The sequence below is a fragment of the Pseudomonas sp. genome, assembly GCF_030698175.1.
GTDB lineage: Bacteria > Pseudomonadota > Gammaproteobacteria > Pseudomonadales > Pseudomonadaceae > Aquipseudomonas.
On record NZ_JAUYNT010000029.1, the window covers coordinates 185,410 to 203,087 of the forward strand.

Genomic DNA, 17,678 nt, shown 5'->3' on the forward strand with positions numbered 1-17,678 from the left:
GTTGAGTTGCAACAGGTCAAAACATTTCCAGCTCACCGGAGTCGACCAGCGCTTCAACCGAGGGGTTTTCCGAGAACTGATCGGGCGACCACGATAAGTTAAACACGAAGCGTTGGAACACTGAAACTGGCGTGGCTTGCGGATCGTCGAGCGGTACCAGATTGTATTTAAGGCAGAGCTGAGGATCGACGGAGCCAAAGGAAATGTAGCGGCGCTGGTGATTAATAATGATGGGCACTTGCGTCTGAGTCAGCCCGCTCATGTCGTCGCGAAAGCCCACATAGCGATTTTTGAACGAGCCCCAAATGAGGTTGGTCGCCTCTCCTAGCACGCTATTAAGGTCGCGAAAGGTCAGCGGTTCAGCATCCGTCCCTGCAGCATGACGCAGCAGGTCAAGCATCCGCTCCTCTTCGGTCTGCAGCATCATGTAGCCACGGCACCAGTTACTTTCGATGGCAATCATGCTGAACACTTCGCCATAGATAATCTGATCTTTAACCAGATAGGGTGCCTCAACCTCCACTGTACAAGTTTTAAACAGCGTTTGCAGCGAACTGAGGGTCATCTCGGTGATCCCACGCACTAAATCAGTGGGGTACACGCGGCTAAAGATCGACGAGTCAAGGACCGACTTAAAACGCTCTAGTGCGGACAAGTTAAACGCTGCACAGAATACGCTGGTATCCGAGCTATTCAGATCGGCCAGGCCTGCATCACCATCGCGGCGCAAGAAAATCGGCAGCTCCGGCCGTGCGGCATGAATTGCATGCGCAAGTGTTAGGCCCTGGGCCTGGCCACCATAGTTCTCATACAGCAGGATGCCGCCCAAATCGACATTTGAGCGCAAGATGGCCATTACCCCGCCCTGGCTACCAAGGTTGGGCTTAATCCCCAGCAACCGACTGCCTTCACAAAGCTGTTTGATTTGCTCAAAGTGCTCAGATGCATCGTCCAGTACTAGGACTTTGCTCATCACCAATGTTGCGTCAGTCATGTTTGCCCCTTTTTCTTATAAAGATATCGGCCATGTACAGCCACAAAATTCCGTTTCAGAACAGCTCCAACTCGCCTGCGGCCTCCTCTTCAGCCTCATAGGTGTCGATCCGAAAATCCAGCGAAGTATCAGCGCCAGCGCACAAGCAGTAGGTAAGATTGAAGCGCATTGCATCGTTTATCGCCACTTCGTAGCGCTGCAAATACTCTGGCTCAAGGGCCGATGCATAGTTGGCACAAGAGCTTTCGAGCATATAAGGCGTCGACATGCCTATGTGCGGAAAGGGCACGCCAAGGCCGCGATTGACCGCGCCGCAGACCATATTGACCAGCTCCGCATAGGCATCACTCAAGGCCTGTTCGTCCAGGTCAGGAGTCTGACTTCTGGTCATGCGCACCATATGCTCATGGGTGGCCACATCATCGTTAAACTGAAACAGGGCCACAATGCGAAACAGATAAGAAGAAATAGAGAGAACCACCAGGTGCTGGCTGGTTTTCGACACTAGTTCTTTGTCTGCCGCAAGTTTGGTCAGTACACAGGAATCCTCGGGGCCACTGACGCTGTTGGCCCGCACGGCTTTTTCAAATAACCACTCGATACCCGTTTTAGCACTTTGACTGATCATGACTGTCAGCCCCTCCCGCCCAGCGCATCGCGGATTTTGTCATTCGCCGCACGCAAGCCAAACACTGCGGTTTGAATCATTTTGCCGCTGGCTTGCAGGTCTTGGAAGGTGGTGGTGGTGACCAAATCGTTTTTATCGAGGTTCTCGCGATAATCGCGCGAGAGCTTTTCTGAGGTAATCGCCAGATCACGCACGCCATCCGCCACCACCGCAAAGCCGCGGCCTTGCTCGCCAGCGCGAGCGGCTTCAATCGAGGCATTGAGCGCCAGCATCACTACCTGCTTAACAATGACCGCAAATTCGGCGTTTTTGCTCTTCATGACCTTGTTGTTGACCAGAATCGCTTCCATTTCTTCATGCCAGCGCTCGATGGTTTTTACCATTGCCAGCAATCCAGTGATTTCGCCGCGCAAGCGCTCATTCTCAGCACCCAGGGTGGTTCTAATCTGCGCCATCTCCGACTCGCAATGCCGCAGCGACTGCTCCAAGCCGTTCTCACGATCAGCGCCGCAGTGACGCTGGTTATCGAGTTCACTCTGCACTCGCTCCAGCTCTTTTTCGACTTTTTGCCGTGCGCTGAGCGCCTCTTTAGCCTGGCTCTCTTGCTGAGCACTCACCTCGGCGGCAGACATGCGCCGTGAAAGCTCGGCAATGCTGGCGTCCTTGACGCTGAGTTGCTCCTGATTGTGTTTATCGCGCGACGCCGCACTTAACGAGACGAAGAACGCCCCTGCGCCCGCGCCGACGACAAACAGCACAATCCAAATCAATGAGAACCCCATCTTCTATCCCCTCAGAACTTTAAACACCTCAGCACACCGTCATCCGAGCGTATGCAGCGAAACCGCAAATCAGCCAACCCACAGAGCGAAAACAACCATCAGCACCTTCGAGTTGTACCTATGTGCTTGTTCTCATAGAGCTTATCGGTATCAAAGGGTAAAGCATTAGTCAAAAGCATAGTTCCTTTAAAAGTTTTGCCCGCCAAATTAATCAGGCACCAACATGGTGCGCGCACCAGAACAGCGCAGCCTGCTTTAAACAAGTGCGCAAACAGATCCAAGCCAAGCACAACAGTGACTAAAAACCCCATAGAACCGGGTCCCGCTTAAGTTGGCACAACCCCTGCAGTGACCCAAACGATAATTTAATAAAGCGCAGCCATCAACGAAGACGGTTGCACTTCCCGAGAGAACGGGACTTGGACAAAGGCGTCCTCGCTAGGCCACTAGCGGGGCGCCTTTTTTTTCAATTCCTGGCAGCAGATGCGTGGAGAGAAACCTTGAACAAACTCAAGTTAGTAATGATCGGTAACGGCATGGCCGGGGTTCGCACCCTCGAAGAGCTGCTCAAGCTCGCCCCCGAACTCTACGACATTACCGTCTTCGGGGCCGAACCGCACCCCAACTACAACCGCATCCTGCTGTCACCGGTTTTGGCCGGCGAACAAAGCTTTGAAGAAATCGTACTCAACGACCTGAGCTGGTACGCCGACAACAACATCCGCCTGATGCTTAATCGCAAGGTAGTGACTATCGACCGCAAGAAGCGGATTGTTACTGCCGAAGATGGCAGCACCGCCGAATATGATCGCCTGCTGATCGCCACCGGCTCCAACCCCTTTATCCTGCCGGTACCGGGCAACAAGCTGCACGGCGTGATTGGCTATCGCGACATCGCCGACACCCAGATGATGATCGACACCGCCAAAACCCACAGCCATGCGGTGGTCATCGGCGGCGGCCTGCTGGGCCTGGAAGCGGCCAATGGCCTCAAACTGCGCGGCATGGACGTGACTGTGGTGCACTTGGCCGACTGGCTGATGGAGCGCCAACTGGACAAAACCGCCGGCAAACTGCTGCAAACCGCACTGCAAGAGCGTGGCATTCATTTCCGCACCAACGAGCAAACCGAAGCCTTAATGGATAACGGCGAAGGTCGGGTTTGCGCGGTTAAATTCAAAAGTGGCGATGTCATCCCAGCCGATCTGGTGGTGATGGCTGCAGGTATTAAACCCAACACCGAACTGGCCGAGAAATCCGGTATTCCGTGCAATCGCGGGATTCTGGTCAACGACACCATGCAAACCTATGACCCACGGGTTTATTCGATTGGCGAGTGCGCCAATCACCGGGGCACCGCCTACGGCTTGGTGGCCCCGCTGTTTGATCAGGCCAAGGTCTGCGCCAACCACCTGGCTCAGCTCGGTTTTGCTCGCTATCAAGGCTCGGTGACCTCGACCAAGCTGAAAGTAACCGGCATCGATCTGTTTTCCGCCGGCGAGTTTATGGGCGCCGAAGGCACCGAAACTATCACCCTGTCTGACCCGATCGGCGGCGTGTACAAGAAGCTGGTGATCAAGGACGACATCCTGGTCGGTGCCTGCCTGTATGGCGACACTGCCGACGGCGGCTGGTATTTCCGCCAAGTCAAAGAAAACGCCAACATCAGCCAGATTCGCGATCACCTGATGTTCGGTGAGCAGGCTCTCGGCGACGCTGGCCACCAAGGCCAGAACAGCGCCGCTAGCATGCCCGACAGCATGGAAGTCTGCGGTTGCAATGGCGTGTGCAAAGGCACCATCGTTAAAGCCATTCAAGAGAACGGCCTATTCAGCGTCGATGAGGTTAAAAAGCACACCAAGGCGGCCAGTTCATGCGGCTCTTGCGCAGGCCTGGTTGAGCAGATTCTGATCAGCACCGTCGGCGGCGCCGCCGATGTTAAGCCGAAAAGCGAAAAAGCCATCTGCGGCTGCAGCGAACTGAACCACGGCCAGATTCGCAAACTGATCAGTGCCAAGCACCTGATCAGCATGACTCAAGCCATGACCGAAATGGGCTGGACTACGCCAAACGGCTGCAGCACGTGCCGCCCGGCGCTCAACTACTACCTGCTTTCCACCTGGCCTGGCGAAGCCAAGGACGATCCGCAGTCGCGCCTGATCAACGAACGTGTCCACGCCAACATCCAAAAAGACGGCACCTATTCGGTGGTACCGCGCATGTGCGGCGGGGTTACTAACTCATCGGAACTGCGGCGCATCGCCGACGTGGCGGACAAGTACAAGGTACCTATGGTCAAGGTCACCGGCGGTCAGCGTATCGACCTGCTAGGGATCAAAAAAGACGACCTGCCGGGCGTCTGGAAAGACCTCGGCATGGCCTCCGGGTACGCCTACGGCAAGTCCATTCGCACCGTTAAGACCTGCGTCGGCAGCGAGTTCTGCCGCTTCGGCACACAAAATTCAACGCAAATGGGCATCGACCTAGAGCAGGCGCTGTCATACATGTGGTCGCCGCACAAAGTTAAATTGGCGGTCTCCGGCTGCCCGCGCAACTGCGCCGAATCGGGGATTAAAGACGTCGGCATCATCGGCGTCGAGTCTGGCTGGGAGCTGTATATCGGCGGCAACGGCGGGATCAAGACCGAGGCCGGCGAGTTCTTCGTCAAGGTCAAGACTGCCGAGGAGGTCATGGAGTATAGCCTGGCCTTCCTCCAGCTCTATCGCGTAGAAGCCTTCTACCTAGAGCGCACCGTGCACTACCTGCAGCGTGTCGGCATGGAGCACATCAAGAAGGCGGTGCTAGAGAGTGAAGAAAACCGCAAGGCCCTGCACGCTAACCTGCTGTTCTCGCTGTCCTTCTTGCAGGACCCGTGGCAGGAGCAGCTGTCGAAGCCGCAACTGAGCAAAGAATTTGATCGTATTGCCGTCGTACAAGTTGAAGGAGAGCACGCATGAACTGGCTGAATATTTGCGCACTGGACGAAATCAACGTGCTCGGCTCACGCATTGTCGACGGCCCGAAAGGCGATATCGCGATCTTTCGTACCTCTAACGATGAGGTCTTCGCCCTCGACGACCGCTGCCCGCACAAGGGCGGGCCACTCTCGCAAGGTCTAATCTACGGAAAGCGCGTGGCCTGCCCGCTGCACAACTGGCAGATCGACCTAGAAAGCGGCGAGGCCTTAGCGCCAGACGTCGGCTGCGCGCACAAATACCCGGTAAAATTGGAAAACGGTCGCGTTTACCTGCAGCTGAAAACCATCACTGAATGCGCTTGAAGTCAGGCACCGCGTAAGCGGTGCTGCTCTCGGGCTGCGCCTTACGCAGCCCCCTTCGACAGGAAACAGAGCCATGTCAGCGAAGATGCAAACCAGCATTGCAGCCACGCAAACCACCCGCTCCATTTGCTGCTACTGCGGCGTGGGCTGCGGGGTGCTGATCGAGCATGACGGCGAGACCATCCTCAACGTCAAGGGCGACCCCGAGCACCCGGCCAACTTCGGCAAGCTGTGCAGCAAGGGCTCCAGCCTGCATCTGACGGGCGACCTGAGCGCCCGTGCGCTCTACCCTGAACTGCGTCTAGGCAAGGGCCTGGCCCGTGCCCGCACCGACTGGGACAGCGCCCTGGATCACGCGGCCAATCAATTTGCCGCCACCATCGCCGAGCACGGCCCAGACAGCGTGGCCTTTTATGTCTCAGGCCAGCTGCTGACCGAGGACTACTACGCCTTCAACAAGCTGGCGCGGGCCTTGGTGGGCACCAACAATATCGACAGTAATTCACGGCTGTGCATGTCCTCGGCGGTCACCGGCTACACCCGCAGCCTCGGCGCCGACGCGCCGCCGTGCAGCTACGAGGACATCGAGCAAAGCGACTGCGTGATGATTGTCGGCAGCAACATGGCGTACGCCCATCCGGTGCTGTTTCGTCGCCTGGAAGAAGCCAAGGCCAAACGCCCACAGATGCAAATTATCGTGATCGATCCACGGCGCACCGATACCTGCGAGCTGGCCGACCTGCACTTGGCGATTCAGCCGGGCACCGATGTCGCACTGTTCCACGGCATCTTGCACATCCTGATGTGGGAAGGCTGGCTTGACCGCAGTTTTATCGAGCAACACACCGAAGGCTTCGACTCACTGAAAACCCTGGTGCGCGATTTCACCCCGCAAATGGTGGCCGAGCTATGCGGCATTAACGTCGTCGACCTGCAAACCTGCGCCCATTGGATCGGCACCACGCCAAGCTTTCTCTCCCTCTGGTGCCAAGGGCTGAATCAGTCCAGTGCCGGCAGCGCCAAGAACAGCGCCCTGATCAACCTGCACCTGGCCACCGGCCAGATCGGCCGCGCGGGCAGCGGCCCCTTCTCCCTCACCGGCCAGGCCAATGCCATGGGCGGCCGCGAGACCGGCAGCCTGGCCCACCTGCTGCCCGGCCACCGCGTCGTCGCGAATGCCGAACACCGCCGCGAGATCGCCGACTACTGGGGCGTTGAACAATTGCCCGGCAGCACCGGCCTGACCGCCGTGGAGCTGTTCGAGGCCGTCGGCGATGGGCGTATCAAGGCACTGTGGATTGCCTGTACCAATCCTGCGCAATCGATGCCGGATCAGAACAAGATCCATCAAGCCCTCGCGCTCTGCCCTTTTGTGGTGCTGCAAGAGGCCTTTAGCACCACCGAAACCTGTCACTACGCCGACTTGTTATTGCCGGCCAGCAGCTGGGGCGAGAAAGAAGGCACCCTGACCAACTCCGAGCGGCGCATCAGTCACGTCCAAGCAGCAGTGACCGCTCCAGGCGAGGCTCGCCCGGACTGGTCAATTACCCTCGACTTTGCCCGCCGTTTAGAACAGCGGCTGCGCCCTGCTCTGCCCAGCCTGTTTGCCTTCGACAGCCCGCAAGCGCTGTTTGATGAATACAAAGGCCTGACCGCCCAGCGCGACCTGGATATATCGGGCCTCAGCTACAGCATTTTGGATCAGCAAGGCCCGCAACAGTGGCCGTTTCGCGCCGACCTACAAAGCGGAACCAGCCGCCTGTATGCCGATGCGCAGTTTCCAACCGCCTCCGGTCGCGCCCAGTTTGTTGCCGACCCTTATCGGGCTCCGGCGGAAAAACGCGACGCGCGCTTCACCCTCAGTCTAAACACTGGGCGCTTGCGCGATCAGTGGCACGGCATGAGCCGCACCGGCACTGCGGCGCGCTTGTTTGGCCATGTCGAAGAAGCCCTGCTGAGCCTGCACCCCGACGAGATGCGTCGGCGTCGGCTGCTCGACGGTCAACTGGTCAGCGTTAAGAGTCGGCGTGGCAGCTTGGTCTTACCGGTGCAGAGCGATGACAGCGTGCGCTCCGGCCACGCCTATCTGCCGATGCACTGGGGCAATCGCTTCCTCAAAGGCCTGGGCACCAACGTGCTGACCTCACCGGTGTTCGATCCGCTGTCCAAGCAACCCGAACTCAAGCACGCCAGTGTCGAAGTCAGCAAAGTGGATCTGCCTTGGCAGTTGTTTGCCTTGGTGGAAGGCGACGTACAGAACCGCCTCAGCGCGCTGCGCCCGCTGCTGGAAGGCTTTGCCTATGCCAGCCTGGGCTTGGCCGGACGCGAACGCCCGGCGCTGCTGATTCGCGCAGCCGCAGCCAGCGCACCGGACAGCCAGTTGCTGGCACAAATCGACCAATTGCTGGGCCTGGATGAAGGCCCGATCATGGCCTACGACGACCCGCGCAAAGCTGTCGGCAAGCGCGTGCGCATCGAAGAGGGTCGCATTACCGCGATTCGTCTGGCCGGAGAAACCGCCGCCCGTGACTGGCTCAAGAGCCTGTGGAGCGAAGGCCGCGCCGATGAAGAGCTGCGCCGCTGGTTGTTAGCGCCGCTCACTACACCACCCGGCAACAGCGGCGCCAGTGCCGGCAGCAAGATCCTGTGTAGCTGCATAAACGTTAGCCAGGAGGCTATTTGCGCCGGCATCAGCCGCGGCCTCGACCTTAACGGTCTCAAGCAAGAACTAGGCTGCGGCAGCCAGTGCGGCTCCTGCGTCCCCGAAATCAAACGCCTGCTGGCGACGCAAGTCGCTCAGGCACCTGTGCAGCTGTGAGAGTATCGAAATGAACGGAAAAGTCTGGTTGGTCGGCGCAGGTCCCGGTGACCCGGAGTTATTGACACTCAAAGCGGTGCGCGCACTGCAGCAAGCGCAGATCGTCATGATCGATGATCTGGTCAATCCGGCCGTGCTCGAACACAGCCCCAATGCCCGCGTCATCTCGGTCGGCAAGCGCGGTGGCTGCCGCTCCACCCCGCAAGCCTTTATTCATCGCCTGATGCTGCGTTATTCGCGCCAAGGCAAGTGCGTAGTACGCCTGAAAGGTGGCGACCCGTGCATTTTCGGCCGTGGCAGTGAAGAAGCGGATTGGCTGCAACAGTTCGGCATCGAAGTGGAAATGGTCAACGGCATTACCGCAGGCTTGGCCGGTGCGACCAACTGTGGCATTCCATTAACGCTACGCGGCGTCAGCCGAGGGGTCACGCTGGTCACCGCCCATACCCAAGATGACAGCACATTAAACTGGGCCGCACTGGCGCAAGGCGGCACAACCCTGGTGGTTTACATGGGTGTGGCCAAGCTCAGTGAAATTCAAGACAGCTTGCTCGCCGGCGGCATGCGCAACGACATGCCGGTGGCCATGATCGAGAATGCCTCATTGCCCAGCCAGCGCGAATGCCGCAGCAGCCTTGCGCGAATGCAACTGGATGCCCACGACTTTCAGCTGAAAAGCCCAGCCATCCTGGTTATCGGTGAGGTTGCCGCTAGCAGCCAAGCCATCACTCTGGCCCAAACGGCCTAACCGCTTCGCTCCTGCGAAGATGCACTTTGCCCGGCTTGGCCGGGCTTTTTTTATAGCCTTCCATCCCTGGCGGCTACCTTGCGGGCCGTCGCTACGCGACGTTAAAAACTTCTCCCAGAAGTTTTTTGCAGGCAAAGAAAAGCCCGGCCTAAACCGGGCTTCTCTTGAGTGCCGACTCAGAGCACTGAGTCGGCATTACTACACAGTATTACTGTGCAGCTTCAACACCAGCTTCTACGCGGCGGTTAACAGCGCGGCCAGCTTCAGTTGCGTTATCAGCAACTGGCTTAGCTTCACCGTGACCAACAGCGTTAACACGGTCGCCAGCTACACCGTACTGGTTAACCAGTACAGCGCGAACGGCGTCAGCACGACGAGTCGACAGGCTTTGGTTGTAAGCGTCGGTACCAACGGAGTCAGTGTGACCTTCAACTGTGGTGGTGGTTTTTGGATACTGTTGCATGAAGTCAGCCAGGCTCTTGATATCGCCATAGCTATCTTGCTTAACAACGGCTTTGTCGAAGTCGAACTTAACGTCCAACTCAACACGCACAGCTTCAGCAACCACTACGCAACCAGTCGAATCAACAGTAGCGTTAGCTTCGGTGCCTGGGCACTTGTCGTCAGCATCACAAACACCATCGTTGTCGCTGTCGTTGCAAACTTCAGCCACTGCTGCAACTGGAGCAACAGCGGCAGGCTTGGTGCCGCCGCCGAAGTTTACGCCCACACCGAGGCCAGCCATGTATTCGCTGTTACCAGCGTCGATGTTGTACATGCCATCCAAGCTAGCCTTGGCGAACACGTTTTCGGTGAAGTAGTACTTCACACCGGTACCTACGTTAGCGAAGGTGCTGCGATCGCGGCCACCAGTCGAATCTTGGCCAATGCTCTGGTGAGCAAAGCCAGCAGAGACGTATGGACGCAGACCAACACCTGGGGCGCCAAAGTTATACACGGCGTCAAGGGCGCTCAGGCTGCCCTTGACGTTTTTGCCGCTGTCTTCACCACGAATATCGTGATACTCACCGTAGGACAGAGCCAACTCAACGTCGTCAGTCAGGTAGTAGCCTAGCGAACCACCAAGCAAGTTACCGTGATTACCGAGATCGCGGCTGCTATCTGGAGCGTAGTACTTAGCGAAAGCTTCAGCTTCAACAGCGCCTTGACCTTGGGCCATAGCATTGATCGAAGTCGCAGCAACCAGACTGGCAATGACTACGCCTAGAGTATTTTTCAGCTTCATCCGTAAATTCCTATCGTGGTGATATTGTTCAAAATTGCAGCTGTACGACAATCAAGTACAACTTAGCGGCGGACTTTAACACAGCAAAGCCCGATATAAATTAACTTTTTGCCTAGCTATTCGCCGGTTGCATCCGCAAATTTCTCACGTAAACGATCCAGCGCTCTTTTGTAACGCATCTTAGTGGCGCTCAGGCCCATGTGCATGATGTCGGCAATCTCTTGAAACTCCAGCTCTGCGACAAAACGTAGCACTAAAATCTCACGGTCAATGGGGTTTACATGCACCAGCCAACGATCCAGCCCTGCGCGGTCTTCGGCCTTAACCGGCTTCTCTTCTATGGCCTCTTCCAGCGGATCAAGGCTTAAGGCATCCAACAAGCGCCTTTTGCGTCGTTCTTTACGGTATTGGGTAATGCACTCGTTATACGTGATGCTATATAGCCATGTTTTAAACTTGGACTTACCCTCAAAGTTTTTTAAACCATACAAAACCTTAAGCATGACCTCTTGGCAAACATCATCGGCATCACGCTCACTACCCAAATAACGGGCACAGACATTGAATAAAGTGCGCTGGTAGCGGCGCATCAATTCTTCATAAGCACGGGTGATGTGCAGTAACTCGACATTCGCCCGCGCTACCAACTCCTCATCAGAGAGTTCGCGGGGATCGTAACGCGAGGATAGCGCTTGAGTTTTATTCAAAACGAAGTGGGCCGACAGTCAGGTCAAAACCGCCACAACCCATACCCCAAAGGACTGGATTAGCGACATACATTAGCAGGGTTTAGCGTATTAGCGACTGCTGACACGCTGTTCGAGCAGCACCCGATTGGCCAGCGAAACCAGCTCGCCAGCGTCGGTCAGCACGATGGTTTTCACCGTGCCGATCTCTTCAATCTGCCCTTCGACCTCACCTACCTGAATTTGTTGCCCTACCTCATAGAGCTCACGAACATAAATGCCGGCCAGAATCTGCCCAGCAATCTGCCGGCTACCCAGGCCTAACGCCAGCGCCACAGCCGAACCAACCGAAATCAGCACAATGGCAATCACGTTGTTGAGCAACTCGGTTTTCACCTCCAGCTGCCCAATCGCCACCGACAGGCTGATGATAATAATCAGCCACTGAGCAATCCGCGCCAAGCCGTTGGCGTACTCAAGCCCAACACCTTCGGCAGCGCCACGTACTAGCCCACTGAGCAGCTGCGCCGCCAATACGCCGGCGAGCAGAATTAACGCAGCACCAAACACCTTGGGCACATACAAAGCCAGCACATCGAGCGTTGCCGAGACCCGCTCAAGACCCAACTGATCAACCGCCGAGACCAAAAACACCAGCAACACAAACCAATAAATGATTTTGCCAATCAGGGTCGAAACCGGCACTTGAATGCCCACCCGCGCCAGCAACTTGGTTAGCCCGGTGCCGGCCATCAGGCGATCAAGGCCAATCTTGGCCAGAACCTTGGACAGCAAAGTATCGAGCAACTTAGCCAGCACAAAGCCGAGCAAAACCAGAACCATTGCCACGATCAGGTTCGGGATAAAAACTGCAACTTTTGACCAAACCGCTGCCATAGCACCGACCAAGCCTTGTGTTACCGGATCAAATTCCATAATTAATCAGCCTTATTAGCAGTGCTGTTGGAGGCTTTACGCCGTGAGACAGGGGCCAGATGTGGCGAGCCTTTGCTGACTGCCAGCATGGTGGCGCCGAACCAATGGCCGATCAGGCTGAACATCTCGCCAGCGCCGATTTGCCGATTGGCGGTTTTCAATACCCGGCCCAGACACGCATCGTCATCATGGGTCGATGGCGCAGTATTGAGTAGCTCACGCAGGGACTGTTCAAAAGGATCGTGCATACGCACCTCGGGGTTCATGTCGGCTAGACGCATTGAGACGCGAGCAAGTCACGTCATAGCCAGCGCAAGCGGCGAAACAGCCACCACTGGCCGAAGGTCAAGGCGCCCATCAATCCGCACACCAGGATAAAGGCATAGGGCAACTCTGCCCCCGGAATACCGCCGACGTTAATGCCGAGTAAACCCGTTAAAAAACTCAGCGGCAGGAAAAAACCGGTAATGATGCCGAAGCGATACATGGTGCGATTCATCTGCTCGGACATGCGTCGGTGTTCAGACTCCAGAATCAGCGCAACACGCTCACGAATCAGCTCAAGCTCTTCCAGATAGCGGGTCAGGTGGTTATTTAACTCATTCCAGTAACCGCAGGCATCTGGGCTAAACCATGCGCGCTTATTGCTGGCCAGCTGCGCATAAATATCCCGTTGCGGCGCCAGAAAGCGGCGCAAGCTGGCCGAACGTCGGCGAATCTGCTGCAACTGTGCATGATCAGGAACATAGCGGTCGTCGCTGTCAATCCGCTCCTCTTCAACATCAACGGGTTCGGTCAGCCCTATCACCAAGGTTTCTATTTTGCTGGTGAGCAGACTGGCCAAGCCCAAGATCAAGTCCGAGGTATTCTTCGGCCCACGCCCCTCGGTGAGTTGCTCAACCAAGTCGCTTACCGCCCGCAAGGGCCGCATGCGCATGGAGATAACGCGCCGGGCGTCAGCAAAAATGCGCACCGAGACCATATCCTCAGGCTCGGCACCGGGATTGAGATTGACCCCACGCAAAAACAGCAGCATCTCATCGCCCGGCAAGCTCAATAAGCGTGGCCGGGTGTTTTCTTCGAGCAGCAAATCGCAGCTGAATTCGCTAAGCCCACTGCGCTGGCGCAGCCACTCTTGCGCCAGCGGGTGACTGCGATCCCAGTGCAGCCAAAGACTTTCGTCAGGCTGCAAGATCAGCTGATCCAAATCCTCACAGCCAAGCTCGCGGGCCCCGCCTGCGCCATCCAGCACAAACCCCTGCACCAGGCCGCACGCCTCATTTATATCTTCGTGCATTGCTATTTCCATGACGCGCTTAAGCACAGCCGCAAGCCCAGCGTTAAACTACCAGCATGCAAAACAGGCTGACGAGCAGTTAAGCCGGCATAGCCAGCGCTTGTGGCGACACGATCACGCCGTTGTTGTCGGCATATAGGTACTCACCCGGCCGGAAAGTCACGCCGCCAAAGGTTACGACCACATTCAGGTCACCAATGCCGCGCTTGTCGGTCTTCATCGGATGACTGGCCAGTGCTTGCACGCCTAAATGGGTTTGCGCGATCACATCGACGTCGCGAACGCAGCCATACACCAGCAAGCCTTCCCAGCCATTTTGGGCGGCTTTTTCGGCCAGCATGTCGCCCAGCAAGGCGCGGCGCAGCGAGCCGCCACCATCAACCACCAGGACTTTACCTTTGCCGTTCAGCTCGACTTGATCCTTGACCAGCGAGTTATCTTCGAAGCATTTGATGGTGACTATCTCGCCACCAAAGGAGTCGCGGCCGCCGAAATTACTGAACATCGGCTCAACCACCTGTACCAACTCTGGATAGGCGTCGCACAAATCTGGGGTTATGTAGTGCATGGCAAAGCTCCGTTAGAAATCAAAAATCAAACATCAACACCAATTCGGGCGACCTGAAAACTGCGCCCCCAACCCCGGCGCAGCGCTACAGTTTAGCCGTGTCTGGCAGCGCCGAAAACGCCTCGGGCAAACACTGCTGGCGCAACCAATGCTCAACCAGCGGCCAGACTTCGCGCTGTGCCTGCTTGCTCACCAGCATCTCGACATGGCCAAAGTCATCGGTGAAGCCACTCTTGCGGCCCAGACAGAGGTATTCACGGACGGCCGAGCCAAATTGCTTGAGCAGTTTGCGGCAGGCCCACGGCGGATCTTGTCGATCTCCCTCAGCGCTCACCGCCAGCACCGGCACCCTAACCTCGGCAAGCCCGGCCCACCAGTCACGCTCAACGTCACCGAAACGACCAAACAAACCGTGCCAGCGCAGGCTTTCCAACGCTAGCCCAATGGGCTCATCTTCCGGCCCACGCTTGAGCCGCGAGCCGGAAATATGCGCGAAGCGCTTAAGCAACAAGCGTCCACCCCACTCCACGGGCGGCATTTTCAGCGGCCAATAGACCCGGCTAATTTGACTGCCAAATAGCGCCACGGAGGCCGCGTCTTGCTCGCTCAAGTAATGCCCGCCCAAGGCGGCGGTCAGTGTCGTGCCGCCGAGGGAATGGCCAATCCAATGCGGCGCCTGCAGGGTTTGTTCACGGACAAAAGCGGCGATCGCCGGCAGATCATAGCGGGCATAGTCGCTGACCCGATTAGCCTTGTAGTGCTGATTGCGTGGCGACAAGCCATGCCCGCGCATCTCGGCAATCCATACATCAAAACCACTGCGCGCCAAATGCGCGCCCAAACCAATGGCTTTGGGCGAATACCAAAAACGCCGATTAGAGAAACTGCCATGCAGCAAAATCACCGGAACACCGCGAGCCTGCTCAAAACCTGGCAAGCCCAAGCGAGTCAGCGCCAACTCGACGGTGGAATCAGGACTATTACCCGGCTTTAGACGATAAACATCCTCGGTCAGGTCATTACGAAACTCGGCGCTCATCAGCGCCACGGGGAAAAGCTCACTGCTGCTGTGCATAGTGTTTCTGGCATAAAAAGGACGAGGCTCAGGACGAGTGAAAACTACTGCGCTCGATTATGCGGCGTTAAAAGCAGACTCAAAATGCTCATTTACAACTCGTAAACTGCGCTTTTTCGTCTGCTTTTGCCTTGCCTAACCTTCGCTCGCTACGTTTTCACGCGACCTGAAGCCCCGCCCATTTACTGATGAATGGCGATTACGCCTGGCTTTCGGCCAGGAACAACCAGGTATCGAGCACTGAGTCGGGGTTCAGCGAAACGCTTTCAATCCCCTGCTCCATCAACCACTTGGCCAAGTCTGGATGATCGGATGGGCCCTGACCGCAGATGCCGATGTATTTATTGGCCTTACGGCACGCTTGAATGGCATTCGACAGCAGCTTTTTAACCGCCGGATTACGCTCATCAAACAGGTGCGCAATGATCCCGGAATCCCGATCCAGGCCCAGGGTCAACTGGGTCAGGTCGTTGGAACCAATCGAGAAACCATCGAAAAACTCGAGGAACTCTTCGGCCAAAATCGCGTTAGAGGGCAGCTCGCACATCATGATCACGCGCAGGCCGTTCTCGCCACGGGACAAACCGTTGCTGGCCAACAGCTCAATCACCTGGCTAGCCTCGCCCAAGGTGCGCACGAACGGCACCATGATCTCGACGTTGGTCAGGCCCATCTCATTGCGGACTTTCTTCAGTGCCCGGCATTCCAGCTCGAAGCAATCACGGAAGGATTCACTGATATAGCGCGAGGCGCCACGGAAACCCAGCATCGGATTTTCTTCTTCCGGCTCGTACAGCTTGCCGCCGATCAGGTTGGCGTATTCGTTGGACTTAAAATCCGACAAACGCACTATCACCTTCTTCGGCCAGAAAGCCGCGGCCAGGGTACTGATGCCCTCGACCAGTTTCTCGACATAGAAGCCCACCGGATCGCCATAACCGGCGATGCGCTTCTCGACACTGTCTTTGATCTCGGCCGGCAAGCTGGCGAAATTCAGCAGCGCTTTTGGATGCACACCGATCATGCGATTGATGATGAATTCGAGCCGTGCCAAGCCTACGCCTTCGTTTGGCAACTGGGCGAAATCGAAGGCGCGATCGGGGTTACCGACGTTCATCATGATCTTGAACGGCAGATCCGGCATGGCATCGACGGAGTTCTTGCGGATATCAAAACCCAGCTCACCTTCAAAGATAAAGCCGGTATCACCCTCGGCGCAGGACACGGTAACGCCCTGACCATCTTGCAATACATGGGTTGCATTGCCGCAACCGACCACCGCCGGAATGCCTAATTCGCGGGCAATAATCGCCGCGTGACAGGTACGCCCACCGCGATTAGTGACGATGGCACTGGCGCGCTTCATTACCGGCTCCCAGTCCGGATCGGTCATATCGGAGACCAACACATCGCCCGGCTGGACTTTGTCCATCTCCGAGACGTCATGAATAATCCGCACCTTGCCGGCGCCGATGCGCTGACCGATGGCGCGGCCCTCGACCAAGACCGTGCCTTTCTCTTTGAGCAGGTAACGCTCCATGACATTGATATTGGTGCGACTTTTAACCGTTTCCGGGCGGGCCTGAACGATATAGAGCTTGCCGTCATCGCCATCTTTGGCCCATTCGATGTCCATCGGCCGGCCATAGTGCTTCTCGATGATCAGCGCCTGCTTGGCCAACTCGGTGACTTCGGCATCACTCAAGCAAAAACGCGCGCGATCGGCGAGATCAACATCCACCACTTTAACCGACTTCCCGGCGCGAGCTTCGTCGCCGTAAACCATCTTGATCGCTTTGCTGCCCAGATTACGGCGCAAGATCGCGGGGCGACCGGCCTCCAGGGTTTGCTTGTGCACATAAAACTCGTCCGGATTGACCGCGCCCTGCACCACGGTTTCACCCAGGCCATAGGCGCCGGTGATAAACACCACGTCGCGAAAGCCTGACTCGGTATCCAGCGTGAACAACACCCCGGCAGTACCGGTTTCGGAGCGCACCATGCGCTGCACGCCCGCCGACAAGGCGACCAATTTATGGTCGAAGCCCTGGTGCACGCGATAAGCGATGGCGCGATCGTTGAACAACGAGGCGAAGACTTCTTTGGCGGCGCGAATCACGTTGTCGACGCCACAGATATTCAAAAAGGTTTCTTGCTGGCCGGCAAAGGAGGCGTCGGGCAAGTCTTCGGCGGTGGCCGATGAGCGTACAGCCACGGCCATATGCGGGTTGCCGGCCGACATCTGGGCAAAAGCCGTGCGAATGTCGCTGTTTAAACGCTCAGGAAACTCGGCGTCCATCACCCATTGGCGAATTTGTGCGCCAGTTTTAGTCAAGGCATTGATGTCATCGACATCCAGCGCGTCCAGCGCCGCATGAATTTGCTCATTCAGGCCACTGAGCTCAAGAAAATCACGATAGGCCTGAGCGGTGGTGGCAAAACCACCGGGAACCGATACACCGGCGCCAGCAAGATTGCTGATCATCTCGCCGAGGGATGCGTTCTTGCCCCCTACATGCTCAACATCAGCAATGCCGAGCTTATCGAGGGAAACTACGTAATCTACCAAGGTGATCTCTCCAGTGATGTTTTGAAAAGGCGGCTAGTGGATAAGCTCAGC

The 17,678-nt window shown here is 56.8% G+C and carries 14 protein-coding genes and 1 pseudogene; 4 read left to right on the top strand and 11 right to left on the bottom strand.

All coding sequences use genetic code 11. The features are described from left to right. Positions 1-16: 16 nt before the first annotated feature. The 3 genes and pseudogenes from Q8R10_RS16180 to Q8R10_RS16190 all read right to left on the bottom strand — a co-directional run. Entirely contained in the window at positions 17-994 is a 978-nt protein-coding gene (locus Q8R10_RS16180; protein WP_305654879.1) for a chemotaxis protein CheX, read from the bottom strand. Positions 995-1,049: 55 nt separating this feature from the next. Continuing rightward, the gene (locus Q8R10_RS16185; protein ID WP_305654880.1) at positions 1,050-1,622 is read right to left on the bottom strand and encodes a chemotaxis protein CheX; all 573 of its coding nucleotides are present in this window, start codon (positions 1,620-1,622) and stop codon (positions 1,050-1,052) included. A 5-nt stretch (positions 1,623-1,627) separates the two neighbouring features. Further along, positions 1,628-1,897, bottom strand: a pseudogene (locus Q8R10_RS16190) (methyl-accepting chemotaxis protein); the annotation flags it as partial. 1,007 nt (positions 1,898-2,904) lie between these two features. Between Q8R10_RS16190 and nirB the strand changes: the two are divergent. From nirB to cobA, 4 genes are all read left to right on the top strand, one after another. After that, entirely contained in the window at positions 2,905-5,361 is a 2,457-nt protein-coding gene (gene nirB, locus Q8R10_RS16195; protein WP_305654881.1) for a nitrite reductase large subunit NirB, read from the top strand. Next, on the top strand, positions 5,358-5,684 hold the full coding sequence (nirD, locus tag Q8R10_RS16200; RefSeq protein ID WP_305654882.1) for a nitrite reductase small subunit NirD: 327 nt from the start codon (positions 5,358-5,360) through the stop codon (positions 5,682-5,684). Before nirB ends, nirD begins: the two co-directional genes overlap by 4 nt. An 85-nt stretch (positions 5,685-5,769) precedes the next feature. Then, positions 5,770-8,502, top strand: a complete 2,733-nt coding sequence (locus Q8R10_RS16205) for a nitrate reductase (RefSeq protein ID WP_305655141.1) — start codon at positions 5,770-5,772, stop codon at positions 8,500-8,502. Between the two features lie 10 nt (positions 8,503-8,512). Next, the gene (gene cobA / locus Q8R10_RS16210; RefSeq protein ID WP_305654883.1) at positions 8,513-9,250 is read left to right on the top strand and encodes a uroporphyrinogen-III C-methyltransferase; all 738 of its coding nucleotides are present in this window, start codon (positions 8,513-8,515) and stop codon (positions 9,248-9,250) included. A gap of 208 nt (positions 9,251-9,458) precedes the next feature. On the opposite strand, the gene Q8R10_RS16215 is transcribed toward cobA, so the two are convergent. The 8 genes from Q8R10_RS16215 to ppsA form a co-directional block, all read right to left on the bottom strand. After that, positions 9,459-10,496, bottom strand: a complete 1,038-nt coding sequence (locus tag Q8R10_RS16215) for an OmpA family protein (RefSeq protein ID WP_305654884.1) — start codon at positions 10,494-10,496, stop codon at positions 9,459-9,461. A gap of 116 nt (positions 10,497-10,612) precedes the next feature. Then, on the bottom strand, positions 10,613-11,203 hold the full coding sequence (sigX, locus tag Q8R10_RS16220) for an RNA polymerase sigma factor SigX (protein ID WP_305654885.1): 591 nt from the start codon (positions 11,201-11,203) through the stop codon (positions 10,613-10,615). Positions 11,204-11,293: 90 nt separating this feature from the next. Beyond that, positions 11,294-12,118, bottom strand: coding sequence for a mechanosensitive ion channel domain-containing protein (locus tag Q8R10_RS16225; RefSeq protein ID WP_305654886.1), 825 nt, complete (start codon positions 12,116-12,118; stop codon positions 11,294-11,296). Between the two features lie 2 nt (positions 12,119-12,120). Next, the gene (locus tag Q8R10_RS16230) at positions 12,121-12,366 is read right to left on the bottom strand and encodes a CrfX protein (RefSeq protein ID WP_305655142.1); all 246 of its coding nucleotides are present in this window, start codon (positions 12,364-12,366) and stop codon (positions 12,121-12,123) included. Positions 12,367-12,419: 53 nt separating this feature from the next. Then, complete coding sequence (locus tag Q8R10_RS16235) at positions 12,420-13,415, bottom strand: zinc transporter ZntB (RefSeq protein WP_305654887.1); 996 nt, start codon at positions 13,413-13,415, stop codon at positions 12,420-12,422. Positions 13,416-13,494: 79 nt separating this feature from the next. Beyond that, entirely contained in the window at positions 13,495-13,983 is a 489-nt protein-coding gene (gene rraA / locus Q8R10_RS16240; RefSeq protein WP_305654888.1) for a ribonuclease E activity regulator RraA, read from the bottom strand. Between the two features lie 85 nt (positions 13,984-14,068). Then, the gene (locus Q8R10_RS16245) at positions 14,069-15,058 is read right to left on the bottom strand and encodes an alpha/beta fold hydrolase (protein WP_305654889.1); all 990 of its coding nucleotides are present in this window, start codon (positions 15,056-15,058) and stop codon (positions 14,069-14,071) included. 199 nt (positions 15,059-15,257) lie between these two features. Continuing rightward, positions 15,258-17,627 (bottom strand): phosphoenolpyruvate synthase, encoded by a 2,370-nt coding sequence (gene ppsA / locus Q8R10_RS16250; protein ID WP_305654890.1) that lies wholly within the window; start codon positions 17,625-17,627, stop codon positions 15,258-15,260. Positions 17,628-17,678 lie beyond the last annotated feature (51 nt).

Excerpts from the sequence above, each read along its gene's own strand:
- rraA (WP_305654888.1), bottom strand. The coding sequence starts at position 13,983 with ATGCACTACATAACCCCAGATTTGTGCGACGCCTATCCAGAGTTGGTA.
- Q8R10_RS16205 (WP_305655141.1), top strand. The coding sequence starts at position 5,770 with ATGCAAACCAGCATTGCAGCCACGCAAACCACCCGCTCCATTTGCTGC.
- Q8R10_RS16230 (WP_305655142.1), bottom strand. The coding sequence starts at position 12,366 with ATGCACGATCCTTTTGAACAGTCCCTGCGTGAGCTACTCAATACTGCG.
- Q8R10_RS16245 (WP_305654889.1), bottom strand. The coding sequence starts at position 15,058 with ATGCACAGCAGCAGTGAGCTTTTCCCCGTGGCGCTGATGAGCGCCGAG.
- Q8R10_RS16185 (WP_305654880.1), bottom strand. The coding sequence starts at position 1,622 with ATGATCAGTCAAAGTGCTAAAACGGGTATCGAGTGGTTATTTGAAAAA.
- Q8R10_RS16235 (WP_305654887.1), bottom strand. The coding sequence starts at position 13,415 with ATGCACGAAGATATAAATGAGGCGTGCGGCCTGGTGCAGGGGTTTGTG.
- Q8R10_RS16180 (WP_305654879.1), bottom strand. The coding sequence starts at position 994 with ATGACTGACGCAACATTGGTGATGAGCAAAGTCCTAGTACTGGACGAT.
- nirD (WP_305654882.1), top strand. The coding sequence starts at position 5,358 with ATGAACTGGCTGAATATTTGCGCACTGGACGAAATCAACGTGCTCGGC.
- cobA (WP_305654883.1), top strand. The coding sequence starts at position 8,513 with ATGAACGGAAAAGTCTGGTTGGTCGGCGCAGGTCCCGGTGACCCGGAG.
- Q8R10_RS16215 (WP_305654884.1), bottom strand. The coding sequence starts at position 10,496 with ATGAAGCTGAAAAATACTCTAGGCGTAGTCATTGCCAGTCTGGTTGCT.
- Q8R10_RS16225 (WP_305654886.1), bottom strand. The coding sequence starts at position 12,118 with ATGGAATTTGATCCGGTAACACAAGGCTTGGTCGGTGCTATGGCAGCG.